Annotated in this window: 18 protein-coding genes and 1 pseudogene; 7 read left to right on the top strand and 12 right to left on the bottom strand. The window is 70.8% G+C overall.

What is annotated here, in order from left to right:
- Positions 1 to 5 precede the first annotated feature (5 nt).
- From BKA14_RS18190 to BKA14_RS18200, 3 genes are all read left to right on the top strand, one after another.
- Positions 6 to 206, top strand: coding sequence for a chemotaxis protein CheB (locus BKA14_RS18190; RefSeq protein WP_239093082.1), 201 nt, complete (start codon positions 6 to 8; stop codon positions 204 to 206).
- Between the two features lie 34 nt (positions 207 to 240).
- Positions 241 to 543 carry a hypothetical protein gene (locus BKA14_RS18195; RefSeq protein WP_184952126.1) on the top strand — a complete coding sequence of 101 codons (303 nt, stop codon included), beginning with the start codon at positions 241 to 243 and terminating at the stop codon, positions 541 to 543.
- A gap of 255 nt (positions 544 to 798) precedes the next feature.
- The gene (locus BKA14_RS18200) at positions 799 to 1,266 is read left to right on the top strand and encodes a hypothetical protein (RefSeq protein ID WP_239093078.1); all 468 of its coding nucleotides are present in this window, start codon (positions 799 to 801) and stop codon (positions 1,264 to 1,266) included.
- Positions 1,267 to 1,401: 135 nt separating this feature from the next.
- Here BKA14_RS18200 and cydC read toward each other — a convergent pair whose 3' ends face one another.
- The 6 genes from cydC to rpmB form a co-directional block, all read right to left on the bottom strand.
- On the bottom strand, positions 1,402 to 3,066 hold the full coding sequence (gene cydC, locus BKA14_RS18205) for a thiol reductant ABC exporter subunit CydC (protein WP_184952127.1): 1,665 nt from the start codon (positions 3,064 to 3,066) through the stop codon (positions 1,402 to 1,404).
- A complete protein-coding gene (gene cydD / locus BKA14_RS18210; RefSeq protein WP_184952128.1) occupies positions 3,063 to 4,790 on the bottom strand; it encodes a thiol reductant ABC exporter subunit CydD in 1,728 nt (575 codons plus the stop codon). Before cydD ends, cydC begins: the two co-directional genes overlap by 4 nt.
- The gene (cydB, locus tag BKA14_RS18215) at positions 4,787 to 5,782 is read right to left on the bottom strand and encodes a cytochrome d ubiquinol oxidase subunit II (RefSeq protein ID WP_184952129.1); all 996 of its coding nucleotides are present in this window, start codon (positions 5,780 to 5,782) and stop codon (positions 4,787 to 4,789) included. The genes cydD and cydB overlap by 4 nt, the downstream gene beginning before the upstream one ends.
- Positions 5,783 to 5,792: 10 nt before the next feature.
- A complete protein-coding gene (locus tag BKA14_RS18220) occupies positions 5,793 to 7,181 on the bottom strand; it encodes a cytochrome ubiquinol oxidase subunit I (RefSeq protein ID WP_184952130.1) in 1,389 nt (462 codons plus the stop codon).
- Between the two features lie 187 nt (positions 7,182 to 7,368).
- Entirely contained in the window at positions 7,369 to 7,683 is a 315-nt protein-coding gene (gene rpsN, locus BKA14_RS18225) for a 30S ribosomal protein S14 (RefSeq protein WP_184956813.1), read from the bottom strand.
- Entirely contained in the window at positions 7,643 to 7,879 is a 237-nt protein-coding gene (rpmB, locus tag BKA14_RS18230) for a 50S ribosomal protein L28 (protein WP_184952131.1), read from the bottom strand. The genes rpsN and rpmB overlap by 41 nt, the downstream gene beginning before the upstream one ends.
- Before the next feature lie 35 nt (positions 7,880 to 7,914).
- Here rpmB and BKA14_RS18235 point away from each other — a divergent pair, with 35 nt between their 5' ends.
- Positions 7,915 to 9,177, top strand: coding sequence for a CobW family GTP-binding protein (locus BKA14_RS18235; protein ID WP_438861945.1), 1,263 nt, complete (start codon positions 7,915 to 7,917; stop codon positions 9,175 to 9,177).
- Positions 9,178 to 9,244: 67 nt separating this feature from the next.
- Positions 9,245 to 9,502 carry a type B 50S ribosomal protein L31 gene (locus BKA14_RS18240; protein ID WP_184952133.1) on the top strand — a complete coding sequence of 86 codons (258 nt, stop codon included), beginning with the start codon at positions 9,245 to 9,247 and terminating at the stop codon, positions 9,500 to 9,502.
- A gap of 9 nt (positions 9,503 to 9,511) precedes the next feature.
- Here the strand turns inward: BKA14_RS18240 and BKA14_RS18245 are convergent.
- A pseudogene (locus BKA14_RS18245) lies at positions 9,512 to 9,712 on the bottom strand (hypothetical protein); the annotation flags it as partial.
- Between the two features lie 128 nt (positions 9,713 to 9,840).
- Here BKA14_RS18245 and BKA14_RS18250 point away from each other — a divergent pair.
- The gene (locus BKA14_RS18250; protein ID WP_239093074.1) at positions 9,841 to 12,825 is read left to right on the top strand and encodes a S8 family peptidase; all 2,985 of its coding nucleotides are present in this window, start codon (positions 9,841 to 9,843) and stop codon (positions 12,823 to 12,825) included.
- 565 nt (positions 12,826 to 13,390) lie between these two features.
- Here the strand turns inward: BKA14_RS18250 and BKA14_RS18255 are convergent.
- On the bottom strand, positions 13,391 to 14,944 hold the full coding sequence (locus BKA14_RS18255; RefSeq protein WP_184952136.1) for a PAS domain-containing protein: 1,554 nt from the start codon (positions 14,942 to 14,944) through the stop codon (positions 13,391 to 13,393).
- A 262-nt stretch (positions 14,945 to 15,206) separates the two neighbouring features.
- Here BKA14_RS18255 and BKA14_RS18260 point away from each other — a divergent pair, with 262 nt between their 5' ends.
- Complete coding sequence (locus tag BKA14_RS18260) at positions 15,207 to 15,947, top strand: response regulator transcription factor (protein WP_239093072.1); 741 nt, start codon at positions 15,207 to 15,209, stop codon at positions 15,945 to 15,947.
- Positions 15,948 to 16,228: 281 nt separating this feature from the next.
- Here the strand turns inward: BKA14_RS18260 and BKA14_RS18265 are convergent, their stop codons facing one another.
- The 4 genes from BKA14_RS18265 to BKA14_RS18280 all read right to left on the bottom strand — a co-directional run bounded on the left by BKA14_RS18265 (position 16,229) and on the right by BKA14_RS18280 (position 21,962).
- Positions 16,229 to 18,415, bottom strand: a complete 2,187-nt coding sequence (locus BKA14_RS18265; protein WP_239093070.1) for an esterase-like activity of phytase family protein — start codon at positions 18,413 to 18,415, stop codon at positions 16,229 to 16,231.
- A 103-nt stretch (positions 18,416 to 18,518) separates the two neighbouring features.
- Positions 18,519 to 18,821: a hypothetical protein gene (locus BKA14_RS18270; RefSeq protein WP_184952137.1), complete on the bottom strand. Its 303-nt coding sequence runs from the start codon at positions 18,819 to 18,821 to the stop codon at positions 18,519 to 18,521.
- A gap of 298 nt (positions 18,822 to 19,119) precedes the next feature.
- A complete protein-coding gene (locus BKA14_RS18275; protein WP_184952138.1) occupies positions 19,120 to 20,895 on the bottom strand; it encodes a glycoside hydrolase family 15 protein in 1,776 nt (591 codons plus the stop codon).
- Positions 20,896 to 20,900: 5 nt separating this feature from the next.
- A complete protein-coding gene (locus BKA14_RS18280) occupies positions 20,901 to 21,962 on the bottom strand; it encodes a glucose 1-dehydrogenase (protein WP_184952139.1) in 1,062 nt (353 codons plus the stop codon).
- Positions 21,963 to 21,966: the final 4 nt, after the last annotated feature.

Raw genomic sequence — 21,966 nt, forward strand, 5'->3', positions numbered from 1 at the left:
GTCCCGTGGACCCATTGCTGCTCAGCGCGGCGCGGGTTCGCGAGGGCCGGACGATCGCGGTCATTCTGTCCGGCCGGCTGCGCGACGGCGCGGACGGGACTGCCGCTGTGGCCGCGAACGGCGGGACCGTCCTCGTGCAGGGCGCCGGCCTGGCTCGACTGCCCGGCCTGCAGCGACCCCGATCATCCGAAGCCGGGTCGGCGTGAACGGTGCCGGATCAACCGGCGCCCGGACGAGATCATGGGCCCGGCCGGAGTCGACCTGCCAGTCGGTCTGTTGGCGCTGCGTCACGACATAGCCACCGCCGAACACTCCATTGCCGCTAAACGGTGGCTGACCAAGCAACCCGCCGCCTCGGTCCTGGCGGACCTCGCCGCCAGGCGGATGCCGCTGACGCACGAAGCATTCGACCAGCTGCCGAAACGCCCACTCGAGCACCTGCGACTCACCTTGGTGGCCGTCGGAGCCCCGCCCGGGCGCGACGAGAAACTCGTCCGCCTCGAACAGGCGCTCACGATTTCCTCGCCCAGCAGCAGGATCTGAACCGCCGCAGAATCCTGACGCCGGCAAGGCCCGGTCAGCGCCCTTGACGGCGATCAGCGATGGACGATCGCCAGGCTCGCGAGGTCGCGCCACCCGCAAAGGCCACGCCACCATCGGCCGGCGACCGGGCCGGCTACGCCGCCGAAGTCACGATCACATCCGCAGCAAGCCGATCCAGCTGAGACGACGAACTACCTGGGGTGATGTTCCTCGGCGGGGCGACATCCGAACCTGCCGATGACACGGTCCGGGCCTATGCTGCTTGGTCGCAGACAACCGGTCGCAGTCCAGCCGTTCTTCTCTGACATTGAGGAGCTGCCGATGCCCCACGTGACGCTCTACGCGCTCGAGGAAGAGCTCACCGGACGTGAACCCGGGCTTATCAGGGAGCTGACCAGCGCCGTCGTCTCCGTATATGGCGAGTGGGCCCGAAGTTCGGTGGATGTCAGGCTCCTCGGCATCCCTGCCGGGCGATGGGCTCGCGCCGGAGCGGTGCTCACTACTGCCGCACCCTCGGTCACCTTCGGCATGCGCGAGGAAGTATTCGCACGCGAGGATGCAGCCCGAGTCGTTGCGCAACTCGTCTCTGCCTTCACTGAAGCCGTCGCTGCCGTGTTCGGCGACGATTGTCGCGACGAAATTCTCGTCGAATTGGTCGGACAACCGACCTCTCGGTCCGGACTCGGTGGGAAGGTCATCAGCGACCGCAGCACCAGCGACTAGCGTTCCCATCCGGACCCGCCGTCCGGACCTCCGTCCATCGGCCGAGGCGTCGCGGGCGGGGCGACGTCCGCCCGGGCACAGCCGGCGTGCTGATCTGCTCCGGGCACCGGCCGGCCGATCACGTCGTCCGGCGGCTCAAAGGGCTGCCGGCGCTGCGACTGCGCGCCGGCTCAGGTCGATGCAGCGGTCCACCCGAGCGGCGACGTCCGTCCGGTGACTGATCACGAGGACCGTGCGATCACCGGCCGCGGCCAGGAGGTCGTCGAGAAGTGCCCGGGCGGTGGCGTCGTCGAGGTGTTCGGTGGGCTCGTCGAGGATCAGGACGCGGAAGTCGGCCAGCAGGGCGCGGGCCAGGGCAAGGCGACGGCGCTGGCCGCCGGACAGCTCGCGGCCGTGCTCGCCGACCAGCGTCTCGAGGCCGTCGGGCAGGGTGTCGACCCAGTCCAGCAGCCGGGCCTCGGCCAGGGCGCCGCGCAGCTGGTCGTCGGTGGCATCGGGGCGGGCGATCCGCAGGTTGGCGGCGATGGTGGAGTCGAACAGATAGGCGTCCTCGGGCAGGTAGCCGACGATCTGCCGGAGACGTCCGGGGGCGATCCGGCGCACGTCGATGCCGTCGAGGGTGACCCGGCCGGCGGTGGGGTCGAGGAAGCGGACGAGCAGCGCGGCGACGGTGCTCTTGCCGCTGCCGCTCGGGCCGGTCAGCGCAACCCGGTCGCCGGGGGCGAGCTCGAGGTCGATGCCGTGCAGGACCGGACGGCCCGGGGTCCAGGCGGCCTCGACCGCTTCGAGGCGAAGAGTGTGCGGGCCGTCGGGGACGTCGACCGGTGTGGCTGAGGCGATGACCGGCGGCGCTGCGGACAGCACGTCGGCCAGCCGGCGCATCGAGGCGCGGCCGGCGGCGAAGTGCTGCGCCGCGGCGGGCAGGCCGGCGGCGGTCTCGAAGACGGCGAGCGGGGTCAGGACGACGACAGCGAGCAGTTCACCGTGGAGCGTGCCGGAGCGGACCGCGACCGCGCCGGCGGCGAGCCCGACCAGCACGCAGATGCCGGTCGCGAGGGCGGTGACAGCGGCGGCGAGGCCGGCCATGGCACTGGAGCGTTGCTCGGCCCGGCGCAGCCGCGCGTCCACGCCGGCGAGTCGCGCCAGACGGTCGCCGGTGGCGCCGTACGCGAGCAGGTCCGGCAGTCCGTGCAAGAGATCCGCCGTGCCGGTGGCGAGCTCGGCGCGCAACGGCGCCCGGCGACCGTCGGCGAGGCGGGCCGCGCGGGACTGCAGCACGGGCACGAGGACACCGACGAGCAGCAGGCCGGCCGCGAGCGCGAGTCCCGCCGCCGCGGAGTACGCGCCGACCAGCACCACCGAGCCGGCGCCGACGATGGCCGCGACCGCGTAGGGCAGCAGGACCCGGGTCAGCATGTCGAGCACGGCGTCCACGTCGGCCGACAGTCGCTGGGCCAGGTCGGCGCGGCGGTATCCGGTGAGCCCGGCCGGGGCCAGTTCGGCCAGGTGGGTGAAGACGCGGGCCCGGAGCCGGCCGAGCACGCGCAGCGCGGCGTCGTGGCCGGCCAGCCGTTCGGCGTAGCGCAGGACGCCGCGGCTCAACCCGAACGCGCGGACCGCCACGATGGCGACCATGAGATGCAGCACCGGCGGATGGAGGGCGGCGCGGGAGATCAGCCAGGCGGAGACGGCCATGAGCCCGACGGCCGCCCCGGCTGCCCCGGCGCCGGCGAGAGCGGCGAGCACCAGGCCGCCGGTAGCGGGCGCGGCGGCGGTACGCAACAGGCGCATCCAGCTCATCGGGCACCTGCCGGAAGAGCGAGACCGGCACCGGCCGGAAGGATGGGATCGGCACTGACCGGGAACGGGGTCAGATCGATGCTGCGGTCGGCCAAGGCGATCAGCTCCGGGCGGTGGGCGGCCATGACCACCGTACGGCCGTGGGCGAGCCGCCGGATCGCGTCCATGACCTCGGCGGCGGTGCCGGCGTCGAGGTTGGCGGTGGGCTCGTCGAGCAGCACGATCGGGGCGTCGCGCAGGAAGGCGCGGGCCAGCGCGATCCGCTGCCGCTGACCGGCGGACAGCCCGGCACCGTCGTCACCGAGCACAGTGTCGTAGCCGTCGGGCAGCGCGGCGACGAACTCGTCCGCCCCCGCGAGCCGGGCTGCGGCGGTCACATCGGGGCCGGGTGCCGTGGGGGCGGTTCCGGTGAAGCAGTGGGCGAAGGCGGTGGGCGGCGGGGGCATCGGGATCGGCGTGCGGCCAAGGGCGATGTTGTCGCGGATGGTGCCGGCGAAAAGATATGGCCGCTGCGGCACCCACGCGATTGTGGACCGCCAGGCGTCCACGTCGACAGTGGCGAGGTCGACGCCGCCGACGGTGATGCGGCCCTCGTCCGGGGTGACGAAGCCGAGCAGGACGTTCAGCGCGGTCGACTTCCCGCAGCCGCTCGGGCCGGTGAGCGCCACGACCTCGCCGGGTTCCACCGCGGCGGACAGGCGCAGGGCTTCACGGTCGCGGTACCGGACGACGACGTCGTCGAACACGATGCGGCCGGTCGGCGCGGGCGCCGTGCCCGGAGCGGGCACCGGGGTTTCCAGCAGGGCGAAGGCCTCCTCGGCGGCGGCCAGGCCCTCAGCGCTGGCGTGGTAGTGCGCGCCCACTTGGCGCAGCGGCAGGTACGCCTCCGGGGCCAGGATCAGCACGAGCAGCGCGGTGGTGAGGTCGAGGTGGCCGGAGACCAGGCGCAGGCCGATACCGACCGCGACCAGCGCCACCGACAGCGTGGCCAGCAGCTCGAGGACCAGCGAGGAGAGGAACGCGACGCGCAGGGTCCGCATGGTGAGCCGGCGCTGCTCGGCGCTGACCCGGCGGATCGTCGCGGCCTGGGCGCCGGCCCGTCCGAAGACCTTGAGCGTGGTCAGCCCGGCCACCACGTCGAGGAAGTGGTGCGACAGGCGCGAGAGCAGCCGGAACTGGCGGCGGTTGGCCGCCTCGGTGTGCATTCCGACCAGCGCCATGAAGACCGGGATCAGCGGCAGGGTGACCATGATGGTCACGGTGGCGGTGAGGTCGGCCGGCAGCAGCCGGGCCAGCACGACGGCCGGGACGAGGGCGGCCAGCACGAGCTGCGGCAGGTAGCGGGCGAAGTAGGCGTCCAGCGCGTCCAGCCCGCGGGTGATCAGCGTGGTGACCGCGCCGGTGTCCGGACCGCGGCCGGGGCCGAGCGCGGCCAGGTGGGCCAGCAGTCGTCCGCGCAGTTCGCTCTTGACCGCGGCCGACGAGCGGGCCGCGGTGGCCTCCTGCGCCCACGCCACGACGGCCCGGGCGGCGACCACAGCGGCCAGCGGAAGGAGGACGCCCGGACCGGCGCCGTCGAGGAACACGGCGGTGATGCCGTGGGCGAGCAGCGTCGCCTGGGCGACGATCAGCCCGGCCAGCAGGACGCCCAGGGCCACCGTGGCGACGAGGTAGGTGCGGGTGGTGCGGGCGTACCGCAACAGCCGCGGGTCCAAGGGCTTCACACCGGGATCCGTTCGATCGTGAGACGCTTGCGGAACACCCAGTACGTCCAGCCCTGGTAGGCCAGCACGATCGGGGTGAAGGCAACCGCGACCCAGGTCATCACCTTGAGCGTGTACGGCGTGGACGCCGCGTTGTCGACGGTGAGGCTGTTGGCCGCGGCGATGCTGGACGGCATCACGTCCGGGAACAGCGTCACGAACAAGCCGGCGACGGCGATCACGAGCGTGGCCCCGGTGGCGAGGAAGGCCCAGCCTTCGCGGCGGGCGCGGGTGGCGAGCGCGGCACCGGCCAACGCGAGCGCGGCCGCTGCGAACAGCAGCCAGCCGGCGACGTCGTGATGGGTGCTCGCCGTCCAGGCAAGGAACCCACCGGCGATCAGGATCGCGGCCGGGGCAAGGCGCTCGGCCAGCCGTCCCGCCCGCTCCCGCATCTCGCCGCCGGTCTTGAGAGCCAGGAACACCGCGCCGTGCAACAGGAACAGCGTCAGCGTGGTCAGTCCCCCGAGCAGCGCGTACGGGTTGAGCAGGTCGAAGAAGCTGCCGACGTACTCGTGGTTCGCGTCCAGGCGTACGCCTCGCACGATGTTGCCGAAGGCGACGCCCCACAGGATCGCCGGAACGAGGCTGCCGCCGATGATGCAGGCGTCCCAACGCTTGCGCCAGGTGTCGTCGTCGCGCTTGCCCCGGTACTCGAAGGCGACCCCGCGCAGGATCAGCGCGACCAGGATGAGCAGCAGCGGCAGGTAGAAGCCGGAGAACAGGGTGGCGTACCACTCGGGAAACGCGGCGAAGGTGGCACCGCCGGCCACCAGCAGCCACACCTCGTTGCCGTCCCACACCGGGCCGATCGTGTTGATGAGCAGGCGGCGCTCGCGGTTGTCGCGGGCGAGCACGGGCAGCAGCATGCCGACGCCGAAGTCGAAGCCTTCGAGCAGGAAGTAGCCGGCCCAGAGGACCGCGATCAGCGCGAACCAGACGGTGGTGAGTTCCATGACCGGCCTCTCAGTAAGCGAACGCCAGCGGGCGGTCGGGGTCGTCGGTGTGTTCCTCCACCGCAGGGGCGCCGGCTCGCGCGTACCGGACGAAAAGCCCGACCTCGACGACGGCAAGAACTCCGTAGAGGACTGTGAGCACGATCAGCGAGGTGGCCACCGTCCCGGCGCCGACCGACGGGGACACACTGTCCGCGGTCTTGAGCACGCCGAACACGCTCCACGGCTGCCGGCCCATCTCGGTGAAGATCCAGCCGAACGAGTTGGCCGCCAGCGGCATCCCGATCGAGGCGATCGCCGCGAGCCACAGCCACCGGTTGGTCGGCGCCCGGCCACGCCGGGTGGCCCAGAGCGCAGCCAGCGCGACCAGCACGGCCAGGCCGCCGAACCCGATCATCAGGCGGAACGACCAGTACGTGACCGGCACGTACGGCTTGTAATCGCCGGGGCCGTACTTCTCGGCGTACTCGGTCTGCAGGTTGTTGATCCCCTCGACCTCACCGCTCGGGCTGCCGGTAGCCATGAACGACAGCAGCGACGGGATGCGCACGCTCGCCAGTTCCTCGTCGCCGTCGAGCGACCCGATGGTGAAGATCGAGAAGCTCGCGGGCTTCGACGTGTCGTAGAGCGCCTCGGCCGCGGCCATCTTCATCGGCTGCTGCTCGGTCATGATGCGCGCCTGCAGGTCACCGGTGATCAGCACGCCGACGCCGGCGATGAGCACGACCCAGGCGCCGAGCTTGAGGCTGGGCCGGAACACCTCGACCTGGTTGCGGCGCTTGAGGTGCCACGCGCTGACCGCGAGCAGCACCGCGCCGCCGGTCAGGAAGCAGGCCGTGATCGTGTGCGGGAACGTGACCAGCGTGGTCGAGTTGGTCAGCACGGCCCAGATGCTGTGCAGCTCCGCGCGGCCGGACTCGGTGTTCACCTCGAACCCGACCGGGTGCTGCATCCAGGAGTTGGCGGCCAGGATGAAGTACGCCGAGAGCAGCGTCCCGGCCGAGGCCAGCCAGATCGTCGCGAGGTGCACCTTGCGGGGCAGCCGGTCCCAGCCGAAGATCCACAGGCCGAGGAACGTCGACTCCAGGAAGAAGGCGAGCAGCCCCTCGATCGCGAGCGGGGCGCCGAAGATGTCGCCGACGAAGCGGGAGTAGTCGCTCCAGTTCATGCCGAACTGGAACTCCTGCACGATGCCGGTGACCACGCCCATCGCGAAATTGATCAGGAACAGCTTGCCCCAGAACTTGGTGGCGCGCAGGTAGTGCTCCTTGCCGGTGCGCACCCAGGCGGTCTGCAGGCCGGCCACCAGGGCCGACATGCCGATGGTGATCGGCACGAACAGGAAGTGGTAGACGGTGATGATGCCGAACTGCCATCGGGCCAGATCGAGCGCGTCCACGGCGGGGTCCTTTCCACGGATGCCCCCGAGTCTGGTGATCACACCGCCGGCCGGTCAGGGCCGAAAGTCCCGTCCGGTCCTGGGCCATGGTCCCGACCGGGCGGCGAGCAGGCGAGGCCCGATCGAGGCGCGGCGCAACCGTGAGCGGAGCCGCTCCTGCATCAGGTCCGTGGCTTCTTGCATTCCCTCACCACGACGCCTTGCGGACGCCGGGCAGCTCGCCCTCGTGGACCATCTGGCGAAAGCGCACCCGGGACAGCCCGAAGCGGCTGAGCACTCCCCGCGGCCGCCCGTCCACCATGTCACGGCTACGCCGCCGCGACGGGCTCGAGTCGCGGGGCAACGCGGCCAGCCGGCGCACCGCCTCGGCCCGGGCGTCGGGGTCCGTCGCCGGCGCGGCAATGGCCCGCTTGAGCTCGGCCCGGCGCTCGAAATGCCGGGCGCTGAGCTCGGCGCGGCCATCAGAGTTGCGCCCCGCGTGCCCGCAGCCGGGCCACGACAGCCTCGATGCCGTCCCGATCAATGATCTTGATCCCGGTGGTGCTGACGTTCAGGCGCACGTGCCGGCCTTCGGCGGGCAGGTAGTACCGACGACGTTGCACGTTGGGATTCCAGCGCCGCCGCGTGCGGCGGTGCGAGTGCGAGACGTTGTTGCCGAACGACGGTTGCTTGCCGGTGACATCACAGACGAATGACATGCCGTGACTTTACAATGAAAATCGTTTCCAACAAGATGGGGGGCATGACCGACCCTCGTCCGCATGTGACCGTGCTCGCCGGCTTCTCTCCCGCAGCCACCGACGTCGTGGCCCGTAGCCTGCTGGTCACCGACCCGTCGCTGATCCTCATCACGCACGACCTCGCCGGGATCGTCGACGGCGTCGTACGGCGCACGGTCCGCACCGCGACCCGGGTCCTCGAGGAGGACCACACGGAACTGGTGCACGGTTGCGTGTCCTGCACCTTGCGGGAAGACGTCGTCCCCACCCTCGTGCGGACGAGTCGCCGGCACCCCGGCAGCGACCTGGTCCTGGCACTGCCGCCCGCCGTCGAACCTGAGGCCGTCGCCGCCGTCTGCGCCGTCTCGACCTGCGACGGCATAGCCGTCACGGACGCGGTTCGTCTCGACTCCTACGTCACCGTCGTGGATGCCACCACGTTGATCGACGACCTGACCAGCACCGATGATCTCCGCGACCGCGGCCGGCACGCGGCCGGCAACGACCGCCGTGGCGTGGCCGAGGTGATCAGCCGTCAGATCGAGTTCGCCGACACGGTCGTGCTCTGGGGTACCTCGCAGGCTGACGTGCTCGAGCGTGACCACATCACGGCACTGCTGCACCGGTTGGCCCCGTGGGCGACTCGGGTCCGCGCGGACGGCAGTCCTGCGGCCGGCGAAGCCGATCTCGCCGCCCGCCTGCTGCGTACCGGCCGGCACGACCCGGCCGTGCCGGGCATGGCCGGGCGAGCCCTGGAGGGCTACCCGATCGGCCTCCACGACCCGGTCGGCGATCACCGGGTCAACGCGATGCTGTTCCACAGCCGCCGCCCGTTCCATCCGCAACGACTGCACGACGCCTTGGACGACCTGTCCGGCGAGGCGCTACGCGGTCGCGGCCAGCTGTGGATCGCCTCGCAGCCCGGCACGGCCGTCAGCTGGGAGTCCGCCGGCGGCGACCTGATGCTCGGCAACCTCGGCCGATGGCTCGTCAGCCTGCCCCAGCAGCGCTGGGACGAGGCGAGTGACATGCGACGGCTGGCCGCCGACGCCACCTGGGACCCGTACTACGGCGACCGTGCCACCGTCCTGTCGTTCATCGGCTTCGACCTCGACGTGGACGCCATGACCGCGCTGCTGGAGAGCTGCTTGCTCACCGACGCCGAGATCGCCGGCGGGGTCGACGGCTGGCGCACCCTGCCCGACCCGTTCGCCGGCTACTTCCCGCTCGAGGGCGACCAGGAGCCGGCCACGGTCACGGAAGGAGCCGCATCGTGACCGGGCGTCAGATCACCGAAGTGTGCTGCGAGCGCCGCTACCAGCACGTCACCCCAGGGGAGACATCATGAAGAAGAACATCCATCCCGCGTACGGCTACGTGGTTTTCCGCGACCGCAGTGCCGACTATGCCTTCCTCACCCGTTCCACGGCGACCAGCGACAAGACGATCGTCTGGGAGGACGGCAACACCTACCCGGTTGTGGACGTGGAGATCTCGGCGGCCAGTCACCCGTTCTGGACCGGCCGCACCCGCTTGCTGGACACGGCGGGCCGGGTGGAGAAGTTCCGCGCCAAGTACGCCCGCGCCCGCGGTCAGAAATGAGCCGAGCCGTTACTCGGTGGCGGATCGGACCGACGTCACGACCAATGGGATGCCCTGCTGGCAGGTCGTCACCAGATCGGGCACGACCCGGCCGGTCACCGTGAGGCGTGCGCCGGCCCGGATCACCGCGCGGTCACCTCCGACCAGCAGATAGCCCTCGAGCAACAGGCATTGATGCTCGGCCCCGGCCGTCACGGTCCCGGTCAAAGTGCGCACTTTCGCGGTCACCCGGCCATCCTCCGTCCGTACGGGCATCACCGCCACATCTTCACGAACCTCGATGGACACGAATAGGCTCCGCTCAATGTGAACGATTGTTCGCAACCGGGAGGATGCCCGTGTCACCCAGAAGATCCGTTCAGTTCGCCGTCGCGGCCGCGGCGTCGGTGGCACTCGTGGCCGGCGGCGCCGGCGCTGCCCGCAGCGCACCGGCGGTGGCCACGAGCCTCTACATCGTGCAGTTGGCAGCACCGCCCGTCGCCGCGTACACCGGCGGTGTGACGGGTATTCCCGCGACCCGCCCCGCTCCGGGCGGCAAGGTCGACCTGGCCAGCAACGCCGTCAAGGCGTACCGGGCGCATCTGAGATCCGAGCGGCAGCGGACGCAGAAGCGGGTCGGCCTGTCAGCCTCGGAGGCGGTCTACGAGTACGACGTCGCGTTCAGTGGTTACGCGGCGCGGTTGTCGGCCGGCGAGGCGCAGGCACTGCGACAAAGTCCCGGTGTGCTCGCCGTGTCGAAGAACACCGTGCACAAGGCCGACACGATCTCCACACCGGAGATGCTGGGGCTGACCGGTCGCGGCGGCGTGTGGCAGCGCGAGTTCGGCGGCCCGTCCAAGGCCGGCCTCGGCGTGATCGTCGGCGTGCTCGACACCGGCATCTGGCCGGAGAACCCGGCCTTCGCCGCGCTGCCCAGCCCACGGCCGGACCAGCGCACCATCGACGCGAAGTGGCGCGGCGTGTGCCAGCGGGGCGAGGAGACCGACCCGGCGCGCACTGTCACCTGCAACAACAAGCTGATCGGAGCCCGCTACTACACCGAGGGCTCGCTCGACGAGACCAACGAACGCGAGTTCCGGTCGCCGCGCGACTACAACGGCCACGGCTCGCACACGGCCGGTACGGCTGTCGGCAACCATGACGTCCCGGCCACGATCGACGGCCGCGTCGTCGGCGACGCGTCGGGCATGGCCCCGGCCGCCCGCCTCGCCGTCTACAAGGTGTTGTGGGACCAGGGCACCGGAAGCGGCAGCGGGTCGACCGTCGACCTGGTGGCGGCGATCAACGACGCCGTGGCCGACGGGGTCGACGTGATCAACTATTCGATCTCGGGTTCCACGTCGTCGTTCGTCGACCCGGTCGAGCTGGCCTTCCTCAACGCGGCCAACGCGGGCGTGTTCGTCGCCGCTTCGGCCGGCAACAGCGGCCCGGCCGCCGGCACCGTCGCGCACAACTCGCCGTGGATCACCACCGTGGCCGCCAGCACCCACGACCGCGGCGCCGAGAAGTCCGTGACGCTGGGCAACGGCGTCACCTACCAGGGCGTGGGGCAGGGACCGGCCGTGCCGTCCGCCCCGCTGATCGACTCGCCGCAGGCCGGCCTGGCCGGGGCTCCGGCCAACGAGGTCGGGCTGTGCTACTCCGGCCGGCTCGATCCGGCCAAGGTGGCCGGCAAGATCGTCCTGTGCCTGCGCGGCGGTAACAGCCGTACCGACAAGAGCCTCGCTGTGCGACAGGCCGGCGGCGTCGGGATGATCCTCTACAACAACCCCGACAACTCGGTCAACGCCGACTACCACTTCGTCCCGACCGTCCACGTCAACAGCGCGGCCGGGCTGGCGATCAAGGCGTACGCGGCCGCGGCGGGGGCCACCGCGTCGCTGTCGGCCAGCACCCAGGTCAAGGTCCGGGCACCCGAGATGGCGGCCTTCTCGTCCCGCGGTCCCGCCCTGGCGGGCGGCGGCGACCTGCTCAAGCCGGACATCACGGCGCCCGGCGTCGACGTGGTGGCACCGGTCGCCCCGCCCAACAACAACGGCCGTACGTGGGACGCGTACTCCGGCACCTCGATGTCGAGCCCGCACATCGCCGGCCTGGCCGCCCTGATGGCCGGCGAGAACCCCGGCTGGTCACCGATGTGGATCAAATCGGCGATGATGACCACGGCCGGTCAGACGGACAACGCCGGTCAGCCGATCCAGCGGGCCGGCACGCCGGCGACGCCGCTGGACTTCGGCGCGGGGCACGTGCGGCCCGGCCGGGCCTACCGTCCGGGCCTGGTCTACGACTCGGCCTACCCCGACTGGATCCGCTTCGTCTGCGGCGCCGGGGCCACCGGTTCGGCCTGCGATCAGTACGGTTCGAGGGACCCGAGCGATCTCAACTACCCGTCGATCGCGGTCGGTGACCTGGCCGGCAAGCAGACCATCACCCGTACGGTGAAGAACGTCAGCAAACTGCCGGGGCTCTACGAGGCGAAGATCCAGGCGCCGGCCGGTACGACCGTGACGGTCACGCCCCAGCGGTTCGCCATCCTGCCCGGCAAGTCGGTGTCCTACAAGGTCACCGTCACCCGCACCGACGCGCCCGTCGGCCAGTGGTCCTTCGGCGCGCTCACGTGGGTCAACAAGGCCGGGTCGGGCGGGCTCGTCTCGTCCGACGTCCGCAGTCCGATCGCCGTACGGCCGGTTGCCCTCGCGGCCCCGGCCGAGGTCGAGGGCACCGGCGTCAGCGGGTCGGCGACGCTGCCGGTCACGCCCGGGTTCTCCGGCACGCTGACCGCCGCACCGGCCGGCCTGGTCGCCTCCACCGTCGAGCGGCGCCGCCTGGTCGGCACGGAGACCGATTTCGACACCGGCGCGCCGGCCGAGACACCCGCGGTGACCAAGGTGACGCTCACCGTGCCGGCCGGCACCCGCCTGGCCCGGGTGGCCACCTTCGACGCCGATCACCCGGCCGGCACCGACCTGGACCTGTTCGCCTACCGCGCCGGCACCAACACGCCGGCCGGGTCGAGCGGCGGCGGGACCGCGGAGGAGGAGATCACACTGCCGGCCGGTTCGTACGACATCTACGTCGTGCAGTTCGCTGTTCCGGCCGGAGTGACCGAGCAGGACGCGGTGCTGCACTCCTGGGTCGTCGGCGACACCGCCGCGGGGAACCTGACGGTCACCCCGGCCACCCAGCCGGTCACGCGGGGCGAGCCCGCCCGGGTGACCGCCGCCTGGACCGGCCTTACAGCCGGGACCCGGTATCTGGGCGCGGTCGTCTACGGCGACGGCACGGCGCCCATCGGTCAGACCGTGCTGACAGTCAACCCGTGAGGTGACGCGGGGACCCGGCCGCGCCGGCCGGGTCCCCGCCGCCCGCAGCCGCTCCGCCTGACAAATACGAGGTGGGCAACGACCCCACCTTCTCCACGTCGGCGTGGTGCGGTGCCCATCCCCGTACCCGCTCGACCGGTCAGGCCTGGACCGCCGCGACGAGTGGCTGGGGGCCGGCATCCAGAGGATGGACACCGCGAGGATCAAGCACAGCACCGCATAACCTGCGACGTACCAGCCGGGGTGGCCCTTGGGTTCGTGGTCCCCCGTCCAGAAGTACCGGAACATCTGCCAGCAGGCCAGCGGCACGACAACCAGCAGGACGCCGACGACCGCCATCGCCCGGTCGTTGCACCCGGTGAACGAGCAGGCGGCGAGAGCGGCTACGGCCCGATTCCTCGCAAGGGCGGTGCCCTGCACCGCCCACCCGCAGGCTTCGCGAGTGATGCACGCCTCTACCGGGTCGGGCACGGCCGGCTCTGCGTCGTCGAGCGCGTTATCTCGGGCCGGGACGTGGGTGAACAACCCCTCGGCATCCCATGGCTCGGGCGTACGGCCGGTTCGGCTACGCGGGCACGCTCAGGTGCTCGGCGCGGGCGTTCAACTGCTCTTCGAGCCGGACCTGCTCGGTGACGTCGTAGGCGTACTTGATCACCTTCACCGGCCGGCCGGACAGGTCCAGAATCGGGTTGTAGCTGGACTGGAGCCAGACGTCACGGCCGTCCTTGCCGCGCCGGTGGAAACGGCCGGAACGGAACTCACCGTTGCGCAGACGCGCCCACAGGTCCCGGTACTCGTCGGAGGCGGCGTACTCGTCGGTGCAGAACATCGAGTGGTGCCGCCCGACGATCTCCTCCAGCGCATACCCGACGGTGTTCAGGAAGTTCTCGTTGGCCGTGAGGATCCGGCCGTCCAGGTCGAACTCGATCACCGCCTGGGAGCGGTCGATCGCGGCCAGCCGACCGGCGTACTCGACGTTGCGCAGCTTCTCGGCCGTCACGTCGTTGGCGAACTTCACCACCTTCACCGGCTTGCCGTCGGCGTCGAGGATCGGGTTGTACGTCGCCCGGATCCACACCTCCCGGCCGTCCTTGGCGATACGCCGGTACTCGGCGGAGTGGAACTCCCCCCGGCCCAGCTTCTCCCAGAAGGCCCGGTACTCCGGCCGGTCCGCCTCCGCGGCGTCGACGAAGATCCGATGATGCCGGCCGACGATCTCCTCCAAGCGGTAACCCATCAGGCCGAGGAACACGTCGTTGGCCTCCAGCACGGTTCCCTCGAGGTCGAACTCGATGACCGCCTGCGAGCGCCGGATCGCGGTCACCTTGCCCTCGAAGTCGGCGTTGCGGGTCTTGGCCTCGGTCACGTCGCTGGCGAACTTGACCACCTTCCACGGCTTGCCGTCAGGGCCGAAGATCGGGTTGTAGGTGGCCTGAAGCCAGACGTCGCGGCCCTGCTTGCCGTAGCGGTGGAACTCCCCTGAGACGAACTCGCCCTGCCGCAGCCGGCGCCAGAAGTCCGCGTACTCGGCGGACTCCGCCGTGTCGGGCGACACGAACATCCGGTGGTGCCGGCCGATCACCTCGTCCGCGCCGTACCCGACCACGGCCAGGAAGTTCTCGTTGGCGTCCAGGATGTGGCCGTCGAGGTCGAACTCGATCACCGCCTGGGAGCGGGAAATCGCCTGGATCTTGCCCTGCGCGTCGGCTGCGGCCCGCTTGCCCTCGGTCACGTCGAGGGCGTGCTCGATCACCTTGACGACCTGGCCGGCGCGGTTCTTCACCGGCACCCAGCTCGAGCGGATCCACCGGTCGCCGCTGCCCTGCCAGAGCAGCCGGAACTCACCCGTATGGTTGCTGCCGGAACGCAGCTGTTCCCACAGACCGGCGTACTCGGCCGACCCGGACACTTCGGGCGATACCAGCGAGCGGTGTTCGGTGCCCACGATCTCGGCCGGGTCGGCGCCCACCAGCTCGGCGAAGGCATCGTTGGCCCGCAGGATCCGGCCCTCCGGGCTGTACTCGGCCGTGGCCGATCCGCGTTCGTACGCCTCGACCTGGCTCTGGAGCTCGGCCAGAAGCTCGTCCGCGCTCCCCGTGGTGGTTGTCTGATCCGACACGTCCGTGTCCTCCCGCTCGCAGTACCAACCCCTATGCTGATCGGTCGCGGGACGGACAACCTGAGTGGCCTGTCCGTTCCCCCAGCCGTCGAGCGTAGGGAGGGCCGGCCCGCGGACTGGCCGTCCAGCGCGGAGGAGCGAGAGCGATCCGCTGCCGCTGGTCTGATGTTGCGAGTGTCGTCTGCGTGCATCGGCGCGATATGCAGCAGAAACAGTTCGCGTTTAGCGTGGGCGCGGTCCGGGCCGCTACGGAAGGTACGTCATGAGACTTTGCCTGCTGACAGACCGTCACCTCGACGTCCTGCCCGTACTGGATCTGTTGCCGTTCGACGTCCAGGTCTCGCCCCATGACAAATGGGCCGAGGCTGTGCAGGATCCCCACCTGTCCGCCGTCTTGGTCGACGCCTCCGCCGAGTTGAGCCATGCACGTACCACCTGCCACGCTCTCCGCGCGAACGGGCTCAACGCCCCGGTGATCATCCTGGTTCGTGAAGCAGGCCTGGCCGCTGTCGGAGCCGACTGGTGCATCGACGACTTCGTACTGACCACCGCGGGACCGGCCGAGGTGGCAGCCCGCCTGAACCTGATCGCGGACCGGCACGCAGCCGGCAGCGAGGCGGCCGACGAACTGATCAGCATCGGCGACCTGACAATCGACCCCCACAGCTACACGATCAGGCTCCGTGGAGAGCTCCTGGCACTGACCTACAAGGAGTTCGAGCTGCTGAAATACCTGGCCCAGCAGCCCGGCCGGGTGTACAGCCGCGACCAGCTGCTGCGTGAGGTCTGGGGCTACGACTACTTCGGCGGCACACGAACCGTCGACGTGCACGTGCGACGGATCCGGGCCAAACTCGGCCCTCGCTGCGAGTCGATGATCGGCACTGTCCGGCAGGTCGGCTACAAGTTCATCGCGCCGACGAACAGTGGTACAGAGCTGACCGGCCCGGCCCTCCGGCGTCCTGGTCTCGGACGGCGGAAGGTCCCCGCCGCAGCGAGCTGATCAATGCGCTGCAGGGCCAGGACGAGGCCGAGCAGGAACGCGGCGAGAACCAGCATGAGGGTGCCGGTCGCGACCATGGCCACGGTGTGGACGACGGTGGAGAGCGGCACGGCATGACGCCGGCGGGAGGACGTAACGCGGCCGCCGCTTCGTACCTGTTGACGTTGCGGCTGCACTGGTAGCGGCCCGGCCTAGCTGTACTGGTAACGCATCTTGTCGTGCCTTCCGGCGGTACGGAACCCGCCCGGGACGGCTTGGCCGGGCGGGTTCGTGGATGGTGTCTAGCGCAGGCCGGGGACGTCGACGACGATCAGCTCAGTGTCGTCGGCACGGCCGGGAATGCGGCCGTCGTTGCCGGGGAAGTTGTTGTCGTTGGCCACCAGCACCTTGTCGCCGGAGAGCGGCAGGACCGACTCGACCGACTGCAGCGGGAACGAGAACAGCGGACCGACGCCGTACTCGTTCGGGCGGGCCGGGGTGGACACGCCGGACGGGTCGGCGATGCGCATCAGGTCGACGGCGGTGCGTCGCGGGAGGACACCGGCGGCGCCGGCCTCGTCGAGGTCCGTGACGACCAGACGCTTGACCGCGGACTGCGGGCCCATCGCGTTGTCCCGCTCGATCAACAGCAGCTGCCGGCCGTCCAGCACCGCGGCGTCACCCACCACGAGCGACGGATCGTCGACGCGGAAGGTCCAGGTGCGGCCGGTGTAGCGGTTGGCCCGTACGTCGAACTCGTACACGATCCGGCGGCGCTGGTCGGGGTCGTCGGTGCGGGCGCCCTCGAGGATCGGGTAGAGCGTCTTGCCGTCGCGGCTGACCGCCATCGCCTCGAAGCCGCGGCTGGCCGGCACGGTCGCGGTCTCCCCCGGCGCCAGGTCCGGCGACTGGGGCGACTTGCCGCCGTCGGGCAGCGGGACGGGCGCCTGCAACACCTTGCCGGTGCGGTCGGTGCGGACCAGGTACGGCCCGAACTCCTCGCCCAGCCACAGGTCACCGCGGTAGTCCCGGGCCAGCGACTCGATGTCGAAGTCGGCCCCGGTCAGCAGCCGGTCCTTGGTGTTCGCGTTGACGATCGGGAACGGCACCTTGCGGTCGGGGTCGCGGAAGCTGATGAAGCCGCGGACGTCGACCTTGTGCGTGCGGTAGTCCGGGTCGATGCGGTAGGCGCGGAGCAGGAAGTCGGCCGAGTTGTTCTTCGCGCCGAAACCGTTGTCCGGCATGGCGAGCAGGTGGCGGCCGGACCGGTCACCGGCGTCGGCCGGGATCACGGCGGAGAAACCGGGGATCGGCTGGCCGGGGAACGGCGGGGTGATGCCGTTGACCGTGGCCGGGTCCAGCTGCGTGCCGGAGACCGGGCCGGGCTGGTAGGCCGTGGCGGACAGGATCGCCCGCCCCCGCAGCGTCGCCGTCGGGCGGATCGTGACGGCCAGCTTGTAGAGCCGGGTGATCTGGGTGGCGCTGCCGTTGTCGTCGGAGATCAGGTGCAGCACGCGACGGCCGCCGGGCAGCCGCTCGCCGAGCGCCATCCCCTCGACGTTGTCGAGCAGCGGGTTGGGCTGCGGCTGCTTCGCGGTCGCGCCGGAAGGCGGGCAGTTCACGAGGTCGACCAGCAGTTCCTTGCCGAGCCAGGCACGCGGGTCGGTAAGCGTCGTCAGCGACTCGACCCCGGTCACGTCGGGCGCGCCGGTGGCCGAGACCCGATAGATCCGTACGGTGTTGCCGACGCCCGCGGTGAAGCCCCGCTCCAGGGCGAGCAACTGGTCGTCGCCGAGTGCCACCAGCTCGACCAGGCCCAGCGCCGGGTCGGTGCGGTACGCGTACTGAGAAATCGGTTTGTCCTTCTCGTACCGGATGATCCGGTGCCCGCCGCCGTCGCCGGCCAGCGGGCCCTCCATGCCGGCGTAGAGCACCCGGCGGTCCGGGGTGGTGGCCAACGCCTCGAAGGTCTGGTTGACCGCCGCCTGGCCGGCCGGCGTCACCTGGAACCGCGCCGGCACCGGCAGCGAGGCGATTTCCCGGCCGTCCGCGAGTCCGAACCGGCGGATCGACGGTTCCCGCTCGGAGCTGGCCAGCACGGTCCGCCCGGACCGCTCGACCACGAGCCCCTCACCGTCAAAATCGGTTCCCGTGTACGCCGTCCCGTCCGCTCGAGTCAGGAAAGTGACCCCGCGGACGGCCTTGCGGGCCAGGTCCACGTCGTAGATGCGAGCCGGGGTGGTGCCGATGTTGTCGACCAGCGCCAGCGCCCGCGAGCCCCGGGCCGGCGCCAGCGCGGACAGCCCCGCGACCTGGGTGCCCTGGAACGTGGTCTTGTCGAGCGCGTCGGAGAAGCCGAGCAGCGAGGCGTCGGGCCCGCAGGACTTCGGGTTGCCGGCCGTGGCGGGTGCGGCGGGCACCACCGCCAGCGCTGAGATCACAACGGTCGCCGCGGCGGCCGCCATCGTCTGTCGTGAGGTTGTCGTCACGTGGATACCGTGCAAGAACGGCGGGAACACAGCGTGCCATCGTTCCCGCGCAATGGTCACCACGCAGTGAACAACTTCTCCACCGTACGGGGACCCGCTCCGCTCATCCGGGGTCGCGGGTCTCCTCCAGGCTGGGCCGATGGACGAGGCACTGCTGCACTTTCTCGCGCAGAACACCCACTTCCAGCCAGTCTGAGCTGCGCCCACCTCGGCGCCGGCCGCCCCGAGTACGGCGCCACGGGCGGAGAGGGAGCATCTCGCGTCCGGACTGAACGTCGTTGAGGGCGTCATCCAGCCCGAGCAGGGTCAGCCGCAGGAAGTCGCGGAAGGCGACGAACGAGTCGAACTCGTCGACGGTGATCTTGCCGAAGTCGCGGAGGCTCACGCCCGCGGGAACGGCAGTCACATTGCGGGAAGCCTCTCCATGCCCTGCGGGTACTCATACCTGGAGCGTCATGAAAAATGCAGGTCAGCGCGCTTCACGACAGAGTTGAGAGGGTCATCGAGCCAGAGCGGGTCAGGCCGGCTCGGCCCGCGCGTCAGCCGGGGCCTCCTTTCCACTGCATGGGTCAGCACGGATCTCTACGAACGCACCCAGCGAACATGCTGTCGAGATGTCGGCTGGTGCTGGATGGTCGTCGACTGGCCCACCGCCCCGGCAAGCAAACCTAGGGCGCTGTGCAATGTTTGCGCTGGACAACGGGTTACTGACCCGCCTGGTGCGTTCCCAGGCGATGGGCGGCGTTGACCAGGCCGACCAGGCTGAACGCCTGGGGGGTGTTGCCCAGCTGCCGGCCGGTGGCCGGGTCGTACTCCTCGGCGAGCATTCCGACGTCGTTGCGCAGGGCGAGCAACTGCTGGAACAATCGGTTTGCCTCGTCGGCGCGTCCGATGCCGTGTAGAGCCTCCACCAGCCAGAACGTGCAGGCCAGGAAGGCGCCCTCGGTGCCCGGCAGCCCGTCGACGCCTTCGTGCTCGGGCCGGTAGCGCAGCAGGAACCCGTCCTGGCACAGCTCCTTCCGGACCGCGTCGACGGTGCCTACGATGCGCGGATCGTCGTAGGGCAGGAACCCCACCACGGGCAGGAGAAGCAGGGAGGCATCGAGTCCGGTGGAGCCGTAGTACTGGGTGAAGGTGTTGCGGTGCGGGTCGAAGCCGTGCGCGCACACGTCGGCGTGGATGGTGTCGCGCAGGCGACGCCATCGGTCGACCGGCCCGTCGAGTCCGTGGTGGTCGACAGCGGTGACGGCACGGTCGAAGCCGGCCCACGCCATCACCTTGGAATGCACGAAGTGCCGGCGGGGCCCGCGGACCTCCCACAGCCCGTTGTCCGGTTGCTGCCAGTTGCTCTCGAGGAATTCCAGCAGCGCCCGTTGCACGTCCCAGCCGTCGTCGGAGGCCGTGAGACCGGCTGCGCGGCTCAGATGCAGCCCGTCCAGGACTTCTCCCCAGACGTCGAGCTGGAACTGCCGGGCGGCGGCGTTGCCGACCCGCACCGGGCCGGCCCCTTGGTAGCCGGGCAGCCAGTCCAGGGTGGATTCCGGCAACCGGCGAGCGCCGTCGAGGCCGTACATGATCTGCAGGTCGGCCGGGTCGCCGGCGACCGCCCGCAGCAGCCATTCCCGCCACGCCTTCGCCTCGGCGACGTAGCCGGTGCCCAGCAGCGCCTGCAGGGTGAACGTGGCGTCGCGCAGCCAGCAGTAGCGGTAGTCCCAGTTGCGTGACCCGCCGAGTTGCTCGGGCAGTGAGGTGGTCGCGGCGGCAACGATGCCGCCGGTCGGCGCGTAGGTGAGAGCCTTCAGCAGGATCAGACTGCGGCGTACGGCGTCTCCCGCCGGCCCGGTGTAGCGGTGCCGGGCGATCCAGTTCTCCCAGAAGCCGCGGGTGTCCGCCAGGGCCTGTTCCGGTTGCGCCGCCTTCGGCCGCGGCAGGTGGGACTGCTGATGGGTCAGGACGAAGGTGACCCGTTGCCCGGCCGTCACGGTGAACTCCCCCGCGGTGGTCCGGTCGTGGCTGTCCAGAGGCACGTCGGTGTGCAGCCAGACGGCGTCCGGTCCGGCGATGGCGGTGATGCCGTACTGGTGGTGGCGGACCCAGGGTACGACGTTGCCGTAGTCGAACCGCAGTGTGAGATCGGTGCGCATGTGCACGGTGCCGGCGAGGCCCTCGACGATGCGGACGATGTCGGCGGCCTCGCCCCGCGGCGGCATGAAGTCGGTGAGCCGAACCGTGCCGTCGCCGGTGTCCCACTCGGTCTCGAGGATCAGTGTGTCGCCGGCGTACCGGCGGCGGGTCGCGGCGCCCGCTCCGAGCGGGGCGATGCGCCAGCGGCCGTTGCTGTCGTCGCCGAGCAGGGCGGCGAAGCAGGCCGGCGAGTCGAAGCGCGGCAGGCACAGCCAGTCCACCGAGCCGTCCCGGCCGACCAGGGCCGCGGTGTGCAGGTCACCGACCAGGGCGTAGTCCTCGATGGCGGCGGCCATGCGGGTCACCGTGCCTCGCCGGTCAGGGTGAGCACGACCTTGATGTCGTCCGGCCGGGCGGTCAGCGCCTCGTCGAAGTGCTCCAGCGGGACGCGGCGAGTGATCAGCCGGCGCAGCCAGTCCAGGTCGGCGTGGGCGAGCGCGTCGGCCGCGGCCCGGTAATGGCGCAGGTTGGCGTTCACACTGCCGACGACGACGTCGTTCTCCAGCACGATCTGCCGGTTGTCGGCTCCGGCGTCGATGCTGATCGTCCGGCCGGGCGTGGAGACCCCGGTCAGGCAAGTGATGCCGTACGTGCCGGTGTTGGCGATCGCGTCGAACACGACCGATCCGGCTCCGGTGGCCTCGATGACGACATCGGGTTGCAGTTTGCCGGCCACGGCGGCGACCGGTTCGTGGTGGTAGGTGGCGCCGAGCGCGGCGACGGCGTCCGCCTTCGGCCCGTCGGTGACCCGGTCCAGGACATGGACGTCGAGGCCGCGTTGCGTGCCGAGCAGGGCGGCCAGCAACCCGATCGGGCCGGCCCCGGTGACCAGCACAGTGCGCGGCTCGTACCAGGAACGGGCGCCGATCCGGTCGATCTGCTCCCAGGCCTTCGCGACCACGGTGGTCGGCTCCATCAGCATGCCGACATCGACCAGCCGCTCGTCGAGCTTCACGGCGTAGTCGAGCTCGACCGTCCACAGCTCGGCGGCGTACCCGTCGACCTCTTTGATGCCTCGTTCGGTGTAACGGCCGTTGCGGCACATGTCGAACTCGCCGTGCGCACATGCTCCGCACGGCACGGGGTCGGGGCGGCGGACCACGCCGACGACGAGGTCGCCGTCGGTGAAGTCGCTGCCCGCGGGGGCGTGGCGGACCCGGCCCAGCGATTCGTGGCCCAGGATCAGGCGGTCACGCCCGGGCGGGGACCAGCCGTAGTCGCCGGCGACGATTTCCCGGTCGGTGCCGCAGACACCGAGCGCCAGGCCTTCGACGAGCAGTTCACTGTCGCCGGCGACGGGGTCGGGGAGCTCGTCGACTCGAGCAGTGCCGTGGGTACCGGGTTGCACGGTCAGCGCACGCATGGGT

Origin of the sequence: Paractinoplanes abujensis, from assembly GCF_014204895.1 — a bacterium.
Classification (GTDB): Bacteria; Actinomycetota; Actinomycetes; order Mycobacteriales; family Micromonosporaceae; genus Actinoplanes; species Actinoplanes abujensis.